Below are 16,496 nucleotides of genomic sequence, written 5' to 3'. Positions count from 1 at the left end.
CGCCGAGACTATCGGTCCGCCGCATCCCGCCGGCCGCGTCGGGGTCGCTGAGAGGGTTCACAGGTACGGGCTCGCGCCGCGCCGTACCGTGTGGCTCATGTCGACTTCGATCTCCGGCCGACTCCGTCGTGCCCTGCCCCGGCCGCACCGTCGGCGGCTGCTCGGCGCGGTGCTCACCATCGCGCTCGTCGCCGGGGTGGTCGCCTGGGCGTTCTGGCCGGAGTCGCTGCCGTACACCGCCACCGAGCAGCGGATCACCGTCCGCTCCGGTCCGGCCGGTGACCAGCCGGTCGACCTGGACACCACGTTCTACCTGCCGACGTCGGCGTCGGCCACCGACCCGGTTCCGGCGGTGTTGCTGGCTCACGGGTTCGGCGGCAGCAAAGAGACGATCGCCACCGACGCCGAGGAGCTAGCCGGGCTCGGCTACGCGGTCCTGGCGTACACGGCCCGTGGTTTCGGGCTCAGCGGCGGGCAGATCCACCTCAACGACCCCGACTACGAGGTACGGGACGCGTCCGGGCTGCTCGACTGGCTCGCCGAGCGACCCGAGGTGCGCACCGACGCCGCCGGGGATCCGCAGGTCGGTGTGGTCGGCGGCTCGTACGGTGGCGCGTTGGCTCTGCTGCTGGCCGCCCAGGACGACCGGGTCGACGCGATCGTGCCGATGATCACCTGGAACGATCTGGCCCGGTCGTTCCTGCCGGAGTCCACCGGTGCGGACCCGGTCGACGGGGTGTTCAAGAAGGGCTGGGCGGGACTCTTCTTCGGCAACGGCGCGGTCCCCGCGACAGGTCTCGGTGACCCGTCGGTCGACGGCGAGCCCACCGTCGGCGAGCCGCCCGCTGACGAGCCCTCCGCCGACGAGCCCACCGGTCGGCCGGACCCGAACGCCGTACCGCCGGGGCTGGCCGGTGTCGACCCGGCCTGCGGGCGGTTCGCCGCCGACGTCTGCGCCGCCTACCTGGCGATCGCCACCACCGGACGCGGTACCCCGGAGGCGGTCGCCCTGCTCGACCGCTCCAGCCCGGACCGCGTACTGGACCAGATCACCGCGCCGACGCTGCTGATCCAGGGCGGGGTGGACACCCTGTTCCCGCTCGCCGAAGCCGACGCCAACGCCCGGGGCATCGCCGCCAACGGCACCCCGGTACGGGTGGCCTGGTTCACCGGCGGCCACGACGGCGGCAGCGGACCGAGCAACGACCAGGACCGGGTCAAGTTCCTCACCGCACAGTGGCTCGACCACTACGTCGCCGGCGCCGGGGAACCGCCCAGCGGCAGTTTCACCTGGTCGCGGGTTGCCGGGTTCGACGCGATGGACCGTGGGCTGGTCGCCACCGGCTACCAGGTGACCGACTATCCCGGCACCGCCGGCACCGATGCCGCGACGGTCGACGTCGCCGGCCCGCCACGGCCGATCGCCAACCCGCCGGCCGGCAACCCGGCGGCGATCTCCGCGCTGCCGTTCTCCGGCGGCTTGGCCAGCCTGCTCGGCGGGGTCGCCGGGGAGGTGCCCGGCCAGCACGCCCACTTCGACTCCGCTCCGCTGGCCGACCCGGTCGACGTCGTCGGCGCGCCGACCGTGTCGGTCCGGGCCGCGTCGCCGACCGGCGAGGCGGTGCTGTTCGTCAAGCTGTACGACGTCGACCCGGACGGCACGATGTCCCTGCCCAGCGGGCTGATCGCCCCGGTACGGCTGACCGGCCTGCCGGCCGACGTCGCCGACGCGGAACCGGTCGAGGTGACCCTGCCGGCGATCGTGCACCGCTTCGAGGCCGGCAACCGGCTGCGGATCGTCGTCGCCACCTCCGACCAGGCGTACGCCACCCCGGTCGAGCCGACCGTCTACACCGTCGGGATCGGGTCCGGCGCCGCCGCGCAGCTGAGCCTGCCGCAGGTGGCGGGTGAACCGATTGCCACCTCGGCGGCGTTGTGGCGCTGGGTGCTCGCCGGGCTGGTCGCCGCGATCGTGATCGGGTTGATCGTGGTGGTCACCGTCGTCCGGCTGCGGCAGCGGCGAGCCGACCACACGGTGGTCGCGGAGCACGCCCAGACCCCGCTGGTGGTGCGCGACCTCCGCAAGGAGTACGGCGACGGGTTCGTCGCGGTCGAACGGGTCGACTTCACTGTCGAGCGCGGTCAGGTCGTCGGGCTGCTCGGGCCCAACGGCGCCGGCAAGACCACCACACTGCGGGTGTTGATGGGGCTGACCCAGCCAACCACCGGGAAGATCCTGGTCTTCGGACACCGGCTTGTGCCGGGTGCGCCGGTGCTGTCCCGGATCGGGTCGCTCGTCGAAGGACCCGGCTTCCTGCCGCACCTGTCCGGCATCGACAACCTGCGGGCGTACTGGCAGGCCACCGGACGCCCGGCGGCGGACGCCCACTTCGACGAAGCCCTCGACATCGCCGGCCTGGGGGATTCGGTGCACCGCCGGATCCGTAACTACAGCCACGGCATGCGGCAACGGCTGGCCATCGCCCAAGCCATGCTCGGGCTGCCGGAGCTGCTGGTCCTCGACGAACCGACCGACGGGCTCGATCCGCCGCAGATCGCCGAGATGCGCCGGGTCCTCAAGCGGTACGCGACCGGCGGGCGGGCGGTGCTGGTCTCCAGCCACCTGCTGGCCGAGGTGGAGCAGACCTGTACCCACGCGGTGGTGGTCAACAAGGGCCGGGTGGTGGCGTCCGGTCCGGTCGACGACATCGTCGGTGACTCGCCGAGCGTGCAGTTCGACGTCTCCGACGTGGCCGCCGCCGAGGCGGTGCTGGACCGGCTGTCCGGGGTACGGGCGGTCGCGTCCGTCAACGGCGGGCTGATCGTCGACGTCGACGGCACCGCGCGCAGCGAGGTGGTGGCCGAACTGGTCCGGGCCGGGGTGGCGGTGGACCGGGTGGTGCCCCGCCGCCGGCTGGAGGACGCCTTTCTCGCCCTGGTCGGCGAGAACTCACGGGGAAGCGGGGACCGCTGATGGCTACCGTCGAAGCACCGGATACGCGGCAGCCGGACCGGCCGGTCGACCCGTCCGGCGCCGCCGCCGGCTACCGGGCCCGCGCCACCTTGCCGTTGTGGGCCGAGGTACGCCGACAGGCGGCGCGCCGCCGGACCCAGTTGACGCTCGGGTTCATGGTGCTGTTGCCGCTGATCGTGCTGATCGCCTTCGAGTTCGATTCCGGTGACGACGACGACAACGGTGGCGGTGAGTTCGGCAGCCTGGTCGACCTGGCGACCTCCGGTGGGCTCAACTTCACCCTCTTCACCATCCTGGTGTCGTCGACGTTTCTGCTGGTGGTGGCGGTGGCGCTGTTCTGCGGCGACACAGTGGCCAGTGAGGCGAGCTGGGGGAGTCTGCGCTATCTGTTGGCCGTACCGGTGCCCCGGTCCCGGCTGCTGGCAGTGAAGCTGCTCGTCGCGTTGGCGTACTCGGGATTGTCGATCGTGCTGCTGGCCGGCACCGCGTTGCTGGTCGGCACGCTGCGGTACGGCTGGTCGCCGCTGCGCTCGACGGTGGCCGCCGAGATCCCGGCCGGCGAAGGGGTGCTGCGGTTGCTCGCCATCCTGGGCTACCTGGCGGTGGTGTTGCTGATCGTGGCGTCGTTGGCGTTCCTGCTGTCGGTGTCGACCGACGCGGCGCTCGGCGCGGTGGGTGGCGCGGTGCTGCTGTGGATCCTGTCCAGCATCCTGGACCAGATCACCGCCCTCGGCGTGCTGCGGGAGTTCCTGCCGACTCATTTCAGCGGTGCCTGGCTGGGGCTGCTGTCGACGCCGACGCAGACCGACGATGTCGTACGCGGCTGCGTGTCGGCGTTGGCGTACGCGACGGTCTTCCTGTCCCTGGCCTTCTGGCGGTTTACCCGCAAGGACGTGACGTCGTGACCGGCGTGACGAGGTCACCGGCCTGACGAGGTGACCGGCGTGACGAGGTGACCGGCGTGGGCCGGCGACGCCGGTCCGGCGCACCGGCCCGGCGGTTAGGGGATGGCGCGGGGATGTCCCCCTTGGTCCGCCGAGGCGCTGATGGCACGCCTGCTCCGATCCGTGGTCGACGAGGTCGCCCGGCGCGAAGGCGGCCCACCCGCCAGCATCTGCGTCTCCCACCCGGCGAACTGGGGTCCGTACAAGTTGGACCTGCTTCGCCAGGCGGTCCGGATGGCGAACCTCGACCTGCCGGTCAGCTACACCTCGGAGCCGGAAGCGGCGGCGGTCAACTACGCCGAGCAGCAGCGGATCGAACCCGGTGCCGTGGTGGCCGTGTACGACCTGGGCGGCGGCACCTTCGACGCGGCGGTGCTGCGCAAGACCCCGACCGGGTTCGAGATCCTGGGCCAGCCGGAAGGTATCGAACGGCTCGGCGGCATCGACTTCGACGCCGCAGTCTTCAACCACGTCCGTACCGCGCTCGGCGGCAAGCTCGAAGAGCTCGACGAGGACGACCCCGCCGCGATCGCCGCCGTGGCGCGGCTGCGCGACGAGTGCGTCCAGGCCAAGGAGGCGCTGTCGTCGGACACCGACACGTCCATCCCGGTGCTGCTGCCCAACATCTCCACCGAGATCCGCCTCACCCGCGCCGAGCTGGAGGCGATGGTCCGCCCGGTGCTGCACGGCTCCATCGAGGCGCTGCACCGGGCCGTCCGGTCCGCCGGCTGCGCGCCGGAGCAGCTGCACTCGGTGCTGCTCGTCGGCGGTTCGTCCCGGATGCCGATCGTCGCCCAGCTGGTCGGCTCGGAGCTGGGCCGGCCGGTGGCGGTCGACGCGCATCCGAAGTACTCGGTATCGCTCGGCGCGGCCTGGCTGGCCAGCCAGGGAATCGCCGGGCGGGGCGGGACGGGCGGGCAGCCGCCGATGCCGGCGTCCGGGATGCCGGGTGCGCCGGCGGCGACCGCGTCCACGGCGACCTACCGGGTCCCACCCACGCAGCCGGTGCCGGCACCCGCCCCGGTGTCCCCGGCGACCCCGGCGACCTACCGTGCGGCGCCGTCCACCGGGGTCGCCTCGGTCGGTGCCGACGGCAGGACCGGCACGGCCGGTAGCGGTGGTTCGGCACGCGCGAGCGTCGGGTCGACCTACCCGTCGTCCACCGAGACGTTCGCCTCGGCCGGATCGGTTCCGGCCGGCGACTCCGGCGGCCCGCCGCCGCGTCGGTCGGACACGTCGCCGGCCAAGCGCGGACGTGGTCCACTGATCGTGGCCGGGGCGGTACTGGTGGTTCTGCTCGCCGGAGCCGGCGTGACCTACGCGGTGACCAGCAACAACGATGACGGCGGTGACGGGCAGCAGGTCGCCGCGGGTACCGGCGAGCCGACTTTGGTGGCGGAGCCGGAGCCGACCGAGCCGGTCGTGCCCGAGGTGCCGGCGGACGAGCAGTGCACCGACGAGATCAAGAGCAACTGGACCTGGGTGTGTCTCACCTCGGCGCGGGTCGCCGAGGGCCGGCTGACCATCGAGTACGAGGCGGAGTTCGGCGACAACGAGCCCTCGGTCCAGGGCGGCTGGCATCTGCACATCTACGGCAGCGACGGCACCAACCCGCCGGACGAGATCATGGGTGCGCACGTCCCGTCCGCGCAGCAGGGCTTCTGGTACGTCGAAGACGAGGAACCGTCGGTGATCTGGACCGACGACCCGGCCTTCGTCAACGCGATCGGTGACCAACCGAAGGTGTGCGCCCGGATCGCCAGCTCCAACCACAACCTGGCGCAGCACGACAACGGCAGCTACACCACCGGCAACTGCGTCAAGATCAGGTGGGAGTAGCCGTCAAGATCAGCGGCAAGTAGTCGCAGCCCGCCCCACGGTCAGGTGACGGTGGGGCGGGGGCGGTCGCCGTACAACCGGCCTTCGGCCGCCTTGACCGTCGCGACCAGGACGAACGACAGCGTCACCAACAGCGACCAGGAGCCGAACTTGCTGGCGTGCACGAACGTCCAGACGTGCTGCTGGTCCGGGTAGGTCCAGGCACCGAGGAACGTCGCGATGTTCTCCGCGACCCACAGGAAGAACCCGATCAGCACGAACGCCAGCGCCAGCGGCATCCGCAGCCGGGCGTCGTCGACGGTGAAATACACCCAGGTACGCCGCAGCGCGACCAGCAGCAGCGCGGCGAGCACCCAGCGGGCGTCGGGCAGGTTGTGGTGGGTGAAGAAGTTGGCGTACACGGCGACGGCCAGCACGGTGACCGTGACCGCCGGGTAGCCGGTGACCCGCAGGTCGAACCGCCGCCACGCTTGACAGATGTAGGAGCCGACGGCCGCGTACATGAACCCGGAGTAGAGCGGCACCCCGGCGATCTTGGTGACCGCGTCCTCCGGGTACGACCAGGAACCGACCCGCACCTTGTACAACTCCAACGCCAGCCCGACCAGGTGGAAGCCGGCTATCACCGCGACCTCACGGCCGGTCTCCCAGCCGACCCGCCACAGCCCGACCGTGACGACGACCATGCAGATCAGCAGGGCGTCGTACCGGGGGATCGGCAGCGGAACGACCGACGTCAGCGCCAGACAGGTGAAGACGGCGACCGCGAATCCGCACGACTTCGCCTCGATCCAGCCGAAGCGCAGGAGCAGGGCGAGCCGCCGCCGCACATCCGCCGCCCGCCACACCGCCGCCGTCGTCGTCATGTGCGCCATCATTCCGTACGCCGACACGGTCGGTAACCCGTCGTGCCGGGGCGGTGGCCGGCGTCGGGTACCGTCGCAGCGGTAGACGACAGTCCGATGGGGAGGATGCCGGCGTGAGTTCGGTCGAAGAGGTCAAGGCGGGGGTTGCCCGGTTCAGCGACGAGGTCGGTCAGCAGGTGGGGGCGATCCGGTCCAGCGCCGAGGCGTTGAGCAGCAGCGGGGCGGCGCTGCGGGCGATCACCAGCGGGTCCAGCCACTCCCAGGTCGCCGAGACGATCGCCAAGGTGGAACAGGCCAAGCAGAAGTTGGCCGAGGCGGCGGCGCTGGCGCAGAGCGCGATCGAGTCGAGCCGGGGGTACGCGGCCAGCTTCTGACCACCGCGGTCCGGCCCGCCGTCGGCCAGCCGGCCTAGGCTGCCGGCATGGCTATCGACTCTCTCGACGATCTGCTCGCCATCGCCGTACGGGCCACCGCACGCGGGACCGAGCTGATGCGCACCCGCGATCCGGGACAGCTTTCCGGCAAGGGCGACCGGGACTACGCCTCCGAGGTCGATCTCGCCGTGGAACGAGACCTGCGGGCCTTCCTCGCCGAGGCGACCCCGCACATCGGGTTCCTCGGCGAGGAAGAAGGGACGTCGGGCGTCGGCGACGGCGAGCAGTGGGTGCTGGACCCGATCGACGGTACGGTCAACTTCGCGCACGGCGTACCGCTGTGTGGGGTGTCGTTGGGGCTGGTCCGCGACCGGCGTCCGGTGCTCGGCGTGGTCGAGTTGCCGTTCCTGGCCGGCCGCTACACCGCGACGGCCGGTGGTGGCGCGCACCGCGACGGCCGGCCGATCCGGATCCGTGACGCGGCCCGGCTGCACGACGCCATGGTCAACCTCGGGGACTACGCGGTCGGCGAGGACGCGCAGCGGCGCAACGCGGCCCGGTTCGCCCTCGCCGAGGGCGTCGCCCGCGACGCCCTGCGGGTACGGATGCTCGGTTCGGCCGCGATCGACCTGGTCTGGGTGGCGGACGGGCGGACCGACGTGTCGATCGCGTTGTCGAACAAGCCGTGGGATATGGCGGCCGGCACGCTGATCGCCCGGGAGGCCGGCGCGGCTGTCGTGGACGTCGACGGTACGCCGCACACCCTGGACTCGTCCGCGACGATCGCCGCCCCGCCGGGGATCGTCGACGAGGTGCTCGCGGTCGTCGACGTGGCCCTGCGCGCCGCCGGCTGACCTGGCAGGTCAGCCGGTCAGCCGGTGGTCAGCGTCCGCCGGAGATCCGGCGGGTCACCCGGCGGGTGGCTTCCAGCGGGTGGGTGGCCGCCCAGCGGAGCCGGGCCGACATCGGCCGTGGCCGGCGGGACTGGGTGGGGACCGACGGGGCGGGCGTCGGCCGGGAGTCGGCGCGTACCTGGTCGCGGATGGTGCGCCGCAGCGACTTGGCATCGAAGGCGGGCCGGTCGGCGCCGGCGGGCCACACCAGCCAGGTCGCCTCCTCGGGCTGCAGCCGGTAGAGCTCGACTCCGGCGCTACCGGCGATCTCGCGTGGGGTGATCCGGACGATTTCCAGGCCGGCGGCGCGCAGCCGGGTTTCGAAGTCGTCGCCGTACGCCCGGACGTGGTCGGCCTGGCCGAACCGCCGGATGCGTTCCTCGGTCGGTGCCGACGGGTCTTCGTCGGTGGCCCGACCGGGATGGAACGGCACCTGCACGAACGCCATGCCACCGGGTGCGAGCACCCGGTGCAGTTCCTTCATCGCGGTGGCGTCGTCGGGGATGTGTTCGAGCACGTGGTAGCAGATCACCACGTCGGCGGCACCGGACCGGAACGGCAGGTCGGTGAGGCTGGCCTGCACGTCGACGTCGCGGCCGTCCGCGCCGGGGTCGAAATCCATCCGGACGTAGCGTTTCGGTCGCAGCGGCTTGTGGAACAGGCCGCTGGTCTGCCGGCTGGGGGCGATGTCGACGAGCAGGCCGGCGGAGGTGATCGTCGGTGCGTGCGCGTGCAGCAGCAGGGCCAGGAACCGGTGCCGTTCGAGGCTCTGGCAGCCGCCGCAGCGGGCGTCGGGCCGGTTGCGGGGGCCGGGCTCGAACTGGTCGACCGACCGTCGACATACCGGACACATACGACCGTTCGTCACCGTTTACCCCGTTCCTGAACTCCGGAATTCGGTGACTATAACGGCCCGTTGGTGAGACGCAAACCACCCGTACGGGTCTCGAATGCCGTCCGGCTGACCATGCTGAGCGAGAAATGGACGTCAGGTTTCCGGCAGTTTTCTGGCAGCTGTCCGCCGCTGCTCGGCCGCTTCTCCGGCGGGCCGGACGTACCGGCACCGATGGGTGCGGGTTTGCTCACACCCTGGGATCAGGAGGTGAGCTGCCTGCCGGCCGCCCGTACACTTGCTCGAAACAACTGAATACCTCATCCAGAGGGGCAGAGGGACACGGCCCGACGAAGCCCCGGCAACCACCCCGCGCGACTCGACGCAGAGTCGCCAGGCAGGGCAGGTGCCAATTCCGTCCCCACCGCACCGCGCGGCGTAGGGGAAAGATGAGAGGACTCCTCGCATGACGTCACTGATCGACGCGACCACCACCACCGAATCCGCAGCCGGCACCGCTGACGCCAGCCCGGCGCGCGCCCTGGTCTGCCGTGGTTGCGGCGCCCGGTATCCGCTCGTCGCGCAGCACGCCTGTTACGAGTGTTTCGGGCCGCTGGAGGTGGCCTACGACCCGGCGGCTCTCGCGCGGGTCACCCGGGCCGACATCGAGGCGGGCCCGGCCAACATCTGGCGGTACGCCCCGCTGCTGCCGGCCGGACAGGACCCGGCGACCCGGATCAGCCTGGATCCTGGACTGACCCCGCTGATCTCCGCCGCCGCGCTCGCCGCCGAACTCGGCATCCGGGCGCCGCTGTGGGTCAAGGACGACAGCGCCAACCCGACCCACTCGTTCAAGGACCGGGTCGTCTCGGTCGCCCTCACCGCCGCCCGTACGCTCGGTTTCTCCCGGTTCGCCTGTGCCTCCACCGGTAACCTGGCCAACTCGGTCGCCGCGCACGCGGCCCGCGCCGGCGTACCGTCGATCGTCTTCGTCCCCAGCGACCTGGAAGCCGGCAAGATCGTCACCACCGCGGTGTACGGCGGCGACCTGGTCGCGATCGAGGGCTCCTACGACGACGTCAACCGGCTCTGCGGCGAGCTGGTGGAGACCGACGAGTTCGCCGACACCGCGTTCGTCAACGTCAACGTCCGGCCCTACTACGCCGAGGGCTCCAAGACCCTCGGGTACGAGGTCGCCGAGCAGCTCGGCTGGCGGATCCCGGAGCAGGTGGTGATCCCGATGGCCAGTGGCGAACTGCTGACCAAGATCGACAAGGCGTTCGCCGAGCTGGTCGAGATCGGACTGGTCGAGGCGCCGGCCAACGGCTGGCGGGTGTTCGGCGCGCAGTCCGCCGGCTGCAACCCGATCGCCACCGCGCTGCACGCCGACACCGACACCATCGTTCCGGTCAAGCCGACCGGGATCGCCAAGTCGCTCAACATCGGCGACCCGGCCGCCGGCCTGTACGCCATCGAGGCGGTCCGGCGTACCGGCGGCTGGATGGACTACGCCGACGACGACGAGATCCGCGCCGGCATCCAGCTGCTGGCCCGTACCACCGGGGTCTTCGCCGAGACCGCCGGCGGAGTGACGGTGGCCGTGCTGAAGAAGCTGGTGGAGGGCGGGCACCTCGACCCGCAGGCGGAAACGGTCGTCTACAACACCGGCGAAGGTCTCAAGACGATCGATGCCGTCGCCGGCCTGGTGGGACCGACGCATCAGGTCAAGCCGTCGTTGCGGTCCGTTCGCGCGGCCGGGCTGCTCGGCTGACCCGCTCTACCAGCACATCATCGTACGAATCGGCCGGCCGGTGTCCTCCGATCGGCCGATCTCGTGTGTGCAGCGCGTAGTCGGGTTTTTGCCATAGGTCGATAAAACACCCCAGCCGGGTCTTGACGGCTGCATTTGCAACGCGCAGGATGCTCCGTGCGGGAGGACGACTCGCCGTAAGGGCACCGACAGAGCTTGGTAACAATCTCACCTTCGGATCCCAACGACCAACGGCGCCGGAGGCGCTGTGCGAGCGTCCTCCCGACCAACGAGCCGGGGCAGCCTTCGGCCCCAGGCCGATGCATCCAGTCGCCCCTGGGTCTCGATGATCCCGGCCGCCGGGGTCGATAATTCGGTCGCGCGAGCCGCTGCCCCCCGTCACCCTCGACGGCATGGACCTCACCGTTTCTCTCGTGGACCCCGCCGACCCGGTCGCCCTCGACCAGGCGTTCGAGATCAAAGCCGCCGCGCCGTTCGTGCCCGACATCCCGACGGCCTCCCGCCCCTGGTTCGAAGCCCTGTTCCGCCATCAACGGCGCAGCGTGCGGCACGAGGCCGCGCTCGCCTACCTCGACGGCGTCCCGGTCGGGCTGGCCACCATCGAATATCCGATGCTGGACAACCTGGACAACGCGGGCCTCGAAGTCCAGGTGCTGCCCGACCACCGTCGGCGGGGCGTCGGTCGAGCCCTCTACGCCTACGCGGTGGACCGAATTCGTGCCGAGGGCCGGACCCGGCTGATGGGGCAGTCGTGCGACACACTGCCCGGCGGGGTGGTCCGGGACCCGGCTCCCACCGCCTTCGCGCTCGCCATGGGTGCCAAGTCCGCGTTGGTCGACGCGCGCCGCCGACTCGACATCGGCACGGCGGATCACGCCGCGCTGGACGAGATGCTCACCGACGGCTGGAGCCGAGCCGCCGGCTACGAACTGCTCACCTGGATCGGAGTCTGTCCGGTGGAACACCGGGACGACCTCGCCTACCTCGACGGACGGATGGTCACCGACGCCCCCATGGGGGACCTGGAATGGGAGCCGGAGAAGGTAGACGCCGACCGGATTCACGAGGTCGACGTGGCCAGGGAAGCGGCGGGCACCCGTAGCTACCACACCGCCGTCCAGGACACCGACAGCGGCAGGATCGTCGCCTGGACCAACATCACCCCGCATGCCGAACCGGACTGGCACGCGTACCAGCAGATCACCATCGTCGATCCGGACCATCGCGGACACCGGCTCGGCCTCATCGTCAAGGTCGAAAACCTGAAGCTGACGTTGCGGCACGAACCGGCGCTGCGCGTGATCGACACCTGGAACGCCGACAGCAACAGCCACATGATCGCCATCAACGAGGCGATCGGCTTCCGGCCGGTCGACATCTGGCACAACTGGCAGCAGACCATCTGACGTCCGTACGGGCCGGATCGGTCTCGCCGTACGGGGCCGGGGCACGGATCGGTCCGACCGTGCCGGCCCGGGCGTCAGGCATGATGACGGCATGACGGAGACCCCGCACCCCCTGTACGTCACGCACGCCGACACCCTCGCCCGGGCGCTGACCGCGATCACCGAACGCGGCTACTGGTCGGCGTATCCGGAATCCCCGAGCCCCCGGGTGTACGGCGAACACGCCGCTGCCGAGGGAGAAGCCGCCTTCCGGGCCTACCTCGGCCAGGACTTCCCCCTCGACCACGCCGGCTCGCTCGCCCGGGTGGCGACCGAACGCAGTCCGTACGGCGTCGACCTCGACGTCCGGTACCCGCGCCTCGACCCCGACCAGCTCGTCGTGGCGGCCCGGGCCGCGATGCCGGCCTGGCGCGACGCCAGCGCCCAGACGCGGGCCGGGGTGTGCCTGGAGATCCTGGCCCGGCTGCACGCCCACAGCTTCGAACTGGCCAACGCGGTGCAGTTCACCACCGGCCAGGCGTTCGTGATGGCCTTCCAGGCCGGCGCGGCGCACGCCTTCGACCGGGCCCTGGAAGCCATCGCCTACGCGTACGCCGAGATGACCCGCCACCCGCGTACCGCCGGCTGGGAGAAGCCCGCCGGCCGGGGCGAGCCGTTGCGGATGACCAAGACCTTCCACGTCGTGCCGCGCGGGGTGGCCCTGGTGATCGGCTGCAACACCTTCCCGACCTGGAACTCCTACCCGGGACTGTTCGCCTCGCTGGTCACCGGCAACCCGGTGCTGGTCAAGCCGCACCCGGGCGCGGTCCTGCCGCTGGCGATCACCGTCCGGTACGCCCGGGAGGTGCTCGCCGAGGCCGGCTTCGACCCCGACCTGATCCAGCTAGCCGCCGAGGCGCCGGACGACCGGCTGGCGAGCGTCCTCGCCACCCGCCCCGAGGTACGGATCATCGACTTCACCGGATCGTCCGAGTACGGCGACTGGCTGGAAGCCAACGCCCGGCAGGCCAGCGTCTACACCGAGAAGGCCGGCGTCAACACGATCATCGTGGACTCCACAAGCGATTTCGCCGGCATGTGCCGCAACATCGCCTTTTCCCTGTCGCTCTACAGCGGACAGATGTGCACCACCCCGCAGAACCTGTTGGTGCCGGCCGCCGGCATCGAGACCGACCAAGGACACAAGAGCCTCGACGAGGTGGCCGCTGGTATCGCCACGGCGATCGGCAAACTCACCGGCGACCCGGCGCGGGCCGTCGAAGTGATCGGGGCGATCGTCAACGACGGGGTGCTGGCCCGGCTGACCGAGGCGGCAAAACTCGGTGACCCGGTGCTGGAATCGCGCGAGGTGACCCATCCGGCCCACCCGGACGCGGTCGTCCGTACCCCGCTGCTGGTCACGCTCGACGCGGACGCCGACGACGTGTACGGGCGCGAGTGGTTCGGCCCGATCGCGTTCGTGATCGCCACCGGGTCGACCGAGCAGAGCGTGCGGATCTTCCGCCGGACGGTCGGCGCGCGCGGGGCGTTGACCGCCGGGGTGTACAGCACCGACGAGCAGGTGTTGACGCAGGTCGAGTCGGCGGCGCTGGACGTCGGCGTACACCTGTCGGTGAACCTCACCGGCGGGGTGTTCGTCAACCAGTCGGCGGCGTTCTCCGACTTCCACGCCAGTGGCGCCAACCCGGCGGCCAACGCGGCGCTGACCGACGGAGCGTACGTGGCGGGCCGGTTCCGGATCGTTCAGTCCCGCCGGCACACCTGACCCGCCAAAGGGGCCGGCTGGCAGGTGTGCCGGCCGGCCCGGCGGGGTATGCCGCCGCCGTGGCGCGGCCCAACACCCGATCGTCGCGGATCCGCGCGGTGACCGGCAGCCTCTGGTTCGTACCCGGGTCGTTCGGCCTGGGCGCGGTGCTGCTGGCTGTCGGTCTGTCGGTGCTGGAGGTGCGGGCCGACCTGGACCTGGGTGGCCTGCTGCCCGGCGGGCCGGCCGGTGCCCGGTCCGTGCTCTCCTCGATCATCACCGCGATGATCTCCTTCACCGCGTTGGTCTTCTCCATCACGGTGGTGGCGCTGCAGTTGGCCAGCACCCAGTACTCGCCCCGGATCCTGCGCAACTTCCTGCAGGACCGGGTCACCCAGTTCACCCTCGGTACGTTCATCGCGACGTTCCTGTTCGCGATGGTGGTGCTCGCCGCGTTGCCCGCCCGTGCCGACGCCGACCTGCCCGCCGTGTCGCTCATCCTGGCCATGCTGCTGGTGCTGGCCAGCGTGGCCGCCTTCATCTACTACCTGTTCCACATCACCACGATCATGCAGGTCGCCACGATCATCGCCACGATCGGTGGGCAGACCCGTAAAGGCATCGACAGTTATCACCCGCCCGGTGAGCTGACGGCCGAACCGCCGGTGCCTGGTCCGGTCGTCGCGGAGATACCGGCGTCGCACCCCGGCATCGTCACCGACATCGACCTCGACGCGATCAGCCGGCTCGCCGCCCGGCGGCACTGCACCATCTCGGTGACCGCGACGCCGGGCGACTTTGTCGTCGAGGGCGGCCCGCTGCTGGCCGTACACCGGCTATCCGGTGAGGAACCGGCGGAGCTCGACCCGGACGATCTGGTCACCGCGATCAGCATCAGCGCCGAACGCGCCCCCGGGATGGACGTGGGCTTCGGGTTCCGACAACTCTCGGACATCGCGACGAGGTCGCTCTCACCGGCCAGCAACGACGTCACCACCGCGTTGCGGGCGACGCAGGAGATGCACGATCTGCTGCGCCGGCTCGCCGGACGACCCGACACACCACGAACCGTCCGGGACTCGGACGGCGTGCTCCGGGCGGTCGCGCCGCGTCAGACCTTCGACAACTTCCTCACCATCGCTGTCGACGAGGTGTGGCAGGCCGGGCGGGAGCAGCCACGGATTCGGGACTACCTGCGTACGATGCTGGCCGACCTGGAGACGTCGACGGCACCGACCCACCTGCGGGCGGTACGCCGCAGATCCGCGCTGGTCGCCGGCGACGGGCACTAGCGTGACGTGTCAGGCCGGTCGGCGCATCTGCAGTTCGGTCAGCACCGGGATCTTGGGGTGCGGCACCCGAACCCCGGTGTCGACGAAGCCGAGGCGCTGATAGGCCCGGATCGCCCGGGTGTTGCCGACCAGGACCTCCAACATCAGATGCGGCCGCCCGGCGGACCGGGACCAGGCGCCGACCGCGTCGACCAGTTGGGCCAGTAGCCCCTGCCCGCGCCAGGGCGGACTGAGGTACACCGCGAAGATCACCGTCAGGGCGGGGTCGTCACGGGCGGCGAGCCCGCCGGCGTGTGCTACGAACCGTCCGTCGGCCTCCGCGACGAACTGCGCGAGCCGATCTCCGACAGCGGCCTGGGCCACCCGGTCCGCGAATTCCCGATGCGGGCGGGCCGCCGCGTCGGCGAGCCGTTCGATGAACGCCAACGGTGCGTCGGCGAGCATTTCCAGCCGCAGCGCCCGCATCCGGGCGGCGTCCTCGGGGCGGATGCGCCGGACGGCGGGGAGTGGGCCGGCGGGGAGTGGGCCGGCGGGGCGCGGGCCGACGGGGAGTGGATCCATGCCGGCATGCATACCGGTGGTGGTCCGCACCGACAACCGCGATTCCGTCAGCCGCCGCGATCCTGTCAGCCGGTCCGGGGCCGACGGACCCACCTCAGGCGACCAGGAGCAGGGCCGCGCCGACCTGCCGGCAGAGCCCGGCGCCGTAGTCGAGACCGCGCTCTCCCGGATATCGGGCCAGTACGCCGATCACCCAGGTCTCGCCGATCGCCAGGCAGCTGACGTGCCACAGGTCGTCCTCGTCGCGCAGCAGCCAGCCGTTCTTGATGGCCACGGTCGCCGCGTACTCGGGGGTCAGCGCGTCCCGTGGCCCGAAGTCGCCTTCACCGCGTACGGCGCGCATCTCGGCCAGCAGCCACGCCGTCCACTGCGGGCCGGCGGCCCGGCCGTCGGCGAGGCAGCGGCCGAGGCGGACCAGGTCCCTGGCCGAGACGACCGTGTTGCTCCACCGGTCGAGTACGGGCGCGCTGTCGGTCAGGCCGCAGACGCGGACCATCCGTTCGATGGAGGAGCGTCGCCCGACCCGGGCGTAGGTGGCGTCGGCCGCCGGGTTGTCGCTGTCCCGCAGCATCGCGGAGAGCGCGGCCAGGTGCGGTGCCCGGGGAAGCTGACCCTGCTCGTCGGCGCGGCGGAGGTCGTCTGCGGCGAGCCACGCTTTGATCAACGACATGGTGTCGCTCTGCGCGCCGATGTTGGGTGATCCGGTCATCCGGCCGGTACGCCGATTGAGCGCGGCCCACGAAAAGAATCCGTCGGTCGGCATCACGACATGGCCTTCCCGCAGGAGCACGGTGCGTTGGTCGTCGTCGGATACGGTCCAGCCGGCCTGGCGCGGGCGCGGTTTTCCGGCGTCATTGTGCAGTCCGGTGCCGCTCGCCAGGAGTACGACGAGCAGTCCGATGGCGGCGAACGCGGGATGGCGCTGTCGTGATCGACCGTGGTCATGGCGTGGTCTGGGTCTGGCCGGGTGCCGGACGGCCCGTCCGCTGGGGGAACGATG

At 71.2% G+C, this 16,496-nt stretch carries 14 protein-coding genes and 1 riboswitch; of the genes, 10 read left to right on the top strand and 4 right to left on the bottom strand.

The genetic code is table 11. The annotated features are described in order from the left end of the window. The first annotated feature begins 97 nt into the window (after nucleotides 1-97). The 3 genes from O7632_RS29990 (at nucleotide 98) to O7632_RS29980 (ending at nucleotide 5,757) form a co-directional block, all read left to right on the top strand. Nucleotides 98-2,974 carry an alpha/beta fold hydrolase gene (locus tag O7632_RS29990; RefSeq protein WP_278119184.1) on the top strand — a complete coding sequence of 959 codons (2,877 nt, stop codon included), beginning with the start codon at nucleotides 98-100 and terminating at the stop codon, nucleotides 2,972-2,974. After that, the gene (locus O7632_RS29985) at nucleotides 2,974-3,879 is read left to right on the top strand and encodes an ABC transporter permease subunit (RefSeq protein WP_278119182.1); all 906 of its coding nucleotides are present in this window, start codon (nucleotides 2,974-2,976) and stop codon (nucleotides 3,877-3,879) included. Before O7632_RS29990 ends, O7632_RS29985 begins: the two co-directional genes overlap by 1 nt. Nucleotides 3,880-3,981: 102 nt before the next feature. Beyond that, on the top strand, nucleotides 3,982-5,757 hold the full coding sequence (locus O7632_RS29980) for an Hsp70 family protein (RefSeq protein ID WP_278119181.1): 1,776 nt from the start codon (nucleotides 3,982-3,984) through the stop codon (nucleotides 5,755-5,757). A 41-nt stretch (nucleotides 5,758-5,798) separates the two neighbouring features. On the opposite strand, the gene O7632_RS29975 is transcribed toward O7632_RS29980, so the two are convergent. Continuing rightward, on the bottom strand, nucleotides 5,799-6,623 hold the full coding sequence (locus O7632_RS29975) for a DUF817 domain-containing protein (protein ID WP_278119179.1): 825 nt from the start codon (nucleotides 6,621-6,623) through the stop codon (nucleotides 5,799-5,801). A gap of 113 nt (nucleotides 6,624-6,736) precedes the next feature. Here O7632_RS29975 and O7632_RS29970 point away from each other — a divergent pair, with 113 nt between their 5' ends. Together O7632_RS29970 and O7632_RS29965 are read left to right on the top strand one after the other, a co-directional pair. Next, nucleotides 6,737-6,997: a hypothetical protein gene (locus O7632_RS29970; protein ID WP_278119177.1), complete on the top strand. Its 261-nt coding sequence runs from the start codon at nucleotides 6,737-6,739 to the stop codon at nucleotides 6,995-6,997. Between the two features lie 47 nt (nucleotides 6,998-7,044). Next, nucleotides 7,045-7,851 carry an inositol monophosphatase gene (locus O7632_RS29965; protein ID WP_278119176.1) on the top strand — a complete coding sequence of 269 codons (807 nt, stop codon included), beginning with the start codon at nucleotides 7,045-7,047 and terminating at the stop codon, nucleotides 7,849-7,851. 28 nt (nucleotides 7,852-7,879) lie between these two features. On the opposite strand, the gene O7632_RS29960 is transcribed toward O7632_RS29965, so the two are convergent. Beyond that, nucleotides 7,880-8,758 (bottom strand): class I SAM-dependent methyltransferase, encoded by an 879-nt coding sequence (locus O7632_RS29960; protein ID WP_278119173.1) that lies wholly within the window; start codon nucleotides 8,756-8,758, stop codon nucleotides 7,880-7,882. Nucleotides 8,759-9,039: 281 nt separating this feature from the next. After that, a riboswitch (SAM riboswitch) is annotated at nucleotides 9,040-9,178 on the top strand. Between the two features lie 10 nt (nucleotides 9,179-9,188). Between O7632_RS29960 and thrC the strand changes: the two genes are divergently transcribed. The 4 genes from thrC to O7632_RS29940 all read left to right on the top strand — a co-directional run bounded on the left by thrC (nucleotide 9,189) and on the right by O7632_RS29940 (nucleotide 14,935). After that, a complete protein-coding gene (gene thrC, locus O7632_RS29955) occupies nucleotides 9,189-10,493 on the top strand; it encodes a threonine synthase (RefSeq protein WP_278119171.1) in 1,305 nt (434 codons plus the stop codon). Between the two features lie 392 nt (nucleotides 10,494-10,885). Beyond that, nucleotides 10,886-11,899: a GNAT family N-acetyltransferase gene (locus O7632_RS29950; protein ID WP_278119170.1), complete on the top strand. Its 1,014-nt coding sequence runs from the start codon at nucleotides 10,886-10,888 to the stop codon at nucleotides 11,897-11,899. Nucleotides 11,900-11,990: 91 nt separating this feature from the next. Then, on the top strand, nucleotides 11,991-13,664 hold the full coding sequence (paaN, locus tag O7632_RS29945) for a phenylacetic acid degradation protein PaaN (protein ID WP_278119168.1): 1,674 nt from the start codon (nucleotides 11,991-11,993) through the stop codon (nucleotides 13,662-13,664). Between the two features lie 59 nt (nucleotides 13,665-13,723). Continuing rightward, nucleotides 13,724-14,935, top strand: coding sequence for a DUF2254 domain-containing protein (locus O7632_RS29940; protein WP_278119166.1), 1,212 nt, complete (start codon nucleotides 13,724-13,726; stop codon nucleotides 14,933-14,935). 9 nt (nucleotides 14,936-14,944) lie between these two features. On the opposite strand, the gene O7632_RS29935 is transcribed toward O7632_RS29940, so the two are convergent. After that, the gene (locus tag O7632_RS29935) at nucleotides 14,945-15,496 is read right to left on the bottom strand and encodes a GNAT family N-acetyltransferase (protein ID WP_347403614.1); all 552 of its coding nucleotides are present in this window, start codon (nucleotides 15,494-15,496) and stop codon (nucleotides 14,945-14,947) included. A gap of 94 nt (nucleotides 15,497-15,590) precedes the next feature. Continuing rightward, nucleotides 15,591-16,259, bottom strand: a complete 669-nt coding sequence (locus tag O7632_RS29930; RefSeq protein WP_278119164.1) for a serine hydrolase — start codon at nucleotides 16,257-16,259, stop codon at nucleotides 15,591-15,593. A 6-nt stretch (nucleotides 16,260-16,265) separates the two neighbouring features. Between O7632_RS29930 and O7632_RS29925 the strand changes: the two genes are divergently transcribed. After that, entirely contained in the window at nucleotides 16,266-16,427 is a 162-nt protein-coding gene (locus O7632_RS29925) for a hypothetical protein (protein WP_278119163.1), read from the top strand. Nucleotides 16,428-16,496: the final 69 nt, after the last annotated feature.

This window comes from Solwaraspora sp. WMMD406 (assembly GCF_029626025.1).
Lineage (GTDB): Bacteria > Actinomycetota > Actinomycetes > Mycobacteriales > Micromonosporaceae > Micromonospora_E.
The sequence above is the reverse complement of the archived record's forward strand: the minus strand, read 5'-3'. Positions and strand labels throughout refer to the sequence as shown.